General features: G+C 70.1%; 2 protein-coding genes. Both read left to right on the top strand.

Annotated elements, in window-relative coordinates; genetic code table 11:
* Positions 1-1,430: sulfatase-like hydrolase/transferase (locus ACFWFI_RS42115; RefSeq protein WP_387401153.1), on the top strand; the 1,430-nt coding region annotated here is incomplete at its 5' end.
* Positions 1,431-1,606: 176 nt separating this feature from the next.
* Positions 1,607-3,052, top strand: coding sequence for a glyceraldehyde-3-phosphate dehydrogenase (locus tag ACFWFI_RS42110; protein WP_387401151.1), 1,446 nt, complete (start codon positions 1,607-1,609; stop codon positions 3,050-3,052).
* Positions 3,053-3,119: the final 67 nt, after the last annotated feature.

The following is a 3,119-nucleotide window of genomic DNA, read 5'->3' as shown; positions in this document are numbered from 1 at the left end:
GTGCCCCGGCACCGTCCGCCGGGGCGCCCCCGCAGGTGATCGTGATCCTCACGGACCAGCAGCGCTGGGACACGGCGGGCGTGCACGGCAACCGGGCGGGCGTGACCCCCGAGTTCGACAGGATCGCCCGCGAGGGGACCCTGTTCGAGCAGGCGATCACGCCCAACCCCGTGTGCGCTCCCGCCCGTTCCGCCCTGCAGACCGGCCGCTTCCCCACCGCGTCCGGCGTGTTCCGCAACGGGCTGCCACTCCCCGGGGACGTTCCCACCCTGGCCGGGGCGTTCGCCGGGGCCGGATACACGACGGGCTACATCGGCAAGTGGCACCTCGCTGGAGAGGACGGCCCGGACGGCCCCGTCCCGCCCGAGCGGCGGGGCGGTTACGAGAAATGGCTCGCTTCGGACCGTCTCGAGTTCACCTCGGACGCCTACCGCACGGTGGTGTACGACGAGGACGGGGAACCGGTCCGTCTTCCGGGGTACCGCTCGGACGCCCTGATCGACGCCGCGATCCGCTTCGTGGCCGACCACCACGACCGCCCCTACCTGCTCTTCGTCTCCCTGCTGGAGCCCCACCACCAGAACCCCACCGACGATTACCCCGCGCCCACGGGCTACCGCGAGCGCTACGAGGGCGTCTGGCTGCCGCCGGACCTGGCGGCGCTCGCACCGGGCGCCCCGCAGGGCGGCGCACACCGTCATCTCGCGGGCTACCTCGGCCAGGTCAAGCGGGTCGACGAGGGGGTGGGACGGCTGCGCGACGCGCTCCGGAGTCTCGGCACCGAGGACAGCACGGTGCTGGCGTGGACGGCGGATCACGGCTCCCATTTCCGTACCCGCAACAACGAGTACAAGCGCTCGGCCCATGAGTCGTCCGTCCGGGTGCCGCTGGCGCTCACCGGCCCCGGCTTCACCGGCGGCGGGCTCGTCCGGCGGCCGGTCGGCACGGTGGACCTGATGCCCACCCTGCTGGAGGCCGCGGGCATCGCCGTACCGGACGGCGTCCAGGGCCGGTCCCTGCTGCCACTGACCGGCGGCGGTCATGACCCCGGCCGGGCGGGGTCCGTCCTCGTCCAAATCAGTGAGGACCGGGTCGGCCGCGCGGTACGCACCTCGCGGTGGAAGTACGCGGTGGAGGCGCCGGGAGCCGACGCCTGGAACGAGCCGGACGCGGAGCACTACACGGAAACCGAGCTGTACGACCTGGCGGCCGACCCCTACGAGCTGGACAACCTCGCGGGACTCGCCTCGCACCGGGCGGTCGCCGACGAGCTGCGTGCGGAACTGCTGGAGTGGCTGGAGCGGATCGAAGGCGTGAAGCCCGTGGTCGAGCCGGCCGCTCCGCGCGCGGCCGGACAGCGCCGCGCGGAGCCGTTCCCTGCCGGGGCGCCGTGGGAGGGGGTGCGGTTCGGACACCGGCCCGCGCCCTGACGGGGAGTGCACGCCCCTGACTGGGAGTGCACGCCCTGACGGGGAGTGCATCGGGCATGACTTTCCGGCCAAAACACATCAACTCGACCGGTCCGGGTCCACGGGCGGCACCGATTGCTTGATCAAAATCTGGTGCGGTTAACATATGAGCACCGCCTAGCTCGAAAGATGGACTTGTGACTGCCACCGAGGACTCGTTCACCAATTGGAAGACCCGTGAGGAGATCGCGGAGTCGATGATCCCGATCATCGGGAAGCTGCACCGGGAGCGGGACGTCACGATCCTGCTCCACAGCCGCTCCCTGGTGAACAAGTCGGTGGTCAGCATCCTCAAGACCCACCGGTTCGCCCGGCAGATAGCCGGCGAGGAGCTCTCGGTCACCGAGACGCTGCCGTTCCTGCACGCTCTCACCGAGCTCGACCTCGGTCCGTCGCAGATCGACCTCGGCATGCTCGCCGCGACGTACCGGACCGACGACCGCGGCCTGTCGGTGAGCGACTTCACCGCCGAGGCCGTGGCCGGCGCGACGGGCGCCAACAAGACGGAGCGCCGCGAGGCGCGCGACGTGGTCCTCTACGGCTTCGGCCGCATCGGCCGCCTCCTGGCCCGTCTGCTCATCGAGAAGACCGGCTCCGGCAACGGTCTGCGGCTGCGCGCCATCGTCGTACGCCAGGGCGCCGGGCAGGACATCGTGAAGCGCGCCTCGTTGCTGCGCCGCGACTCCATCCACGGCCAGTTCCAGGGCACGATCACCGTGGACGAGGCGAACAGCAGGATCATCGCCAACGGCAACGAGATCCAGGTGATCTACTCCGACGACCCGACGGCGGTGGACTACACGGCGCACGGCATCAAGGACGCCATCCTCATCGACAACACGGGCCGCTGGCGCGACCGCGAGGGCCTGTCCAAGCACCTCCGGCCCGGCATCGCGAAGGTTGTCCTGACCGCGCCAGGCAAGGGCGACGTCCCCAACATCGTGCACGGCGTCAACCAGGACATGATCAAGCCGGACGAGCAGATCATCTCCTGCGCCTCCTGCACCACCAACGCGATCGTCCCGCCGCTGAAGGCGATGGCGGACGAGTACGGCGTGCTGCGCGGCCACGTGGAGACCGTCCACTCGTTCACCAACGACCAGAACCTGCTGGACAATTACCACAACTCCGACCGCCGCGGCCGGTCTGCGCCGCTCAACATGGTCATCACCGAGACGGGTGCCGCGTCCGCCGTGACCAAGGCGCTGCCCGACCTCGATGCGAAGATCACCGGCAGCTCGATCCGCGTCCCTGTGCCGGACGTCTCGATCGCGATCCTGAACCTGCAGCTCGCGCGAGGCACCAACCGCGAGGAGGTCCTCGACTACCTCCGTAACGTGTCGCTGACCTCGCCGCTCAGGCGCCAGATCGACTTCATCACCGCTCCCGACGCGGTCTCGAGCGACTTCATCGGCTCTCGTCACGCCTCGATCGTCGACGCCGGCGCCACCAAGGTCGAGGGCGACAACGCGATCCTCTACCTCTGGTACGACAACGAGTTCGGCTACTCCTCCCAGGTCATCCGGGTGGTCCAGCACGTCTCCGGAGTCGAGTACCCGACCTACCCGGCACCGGCAGCCTGATTTTCCGGCCGGCCCGCCCGGCCCCGCTGCCCGATTCCTCCGGCCGGCGGCTCCCCGCACAGGGAGC

The sequence above is a fragment of the Streptomyces sp. NPDC060209 genome, from assembly GCF_042728155.1.
Lineage (GTDB): Bacteria > Actinomycetota > Actinomycetes > Streptomycetales > Streptomycetaceae > Streptomyces.
Note: the sequence above shows the minus strand (reverse complement) of the source record. Positions and strands in the feature narration are given on the sequence as shown.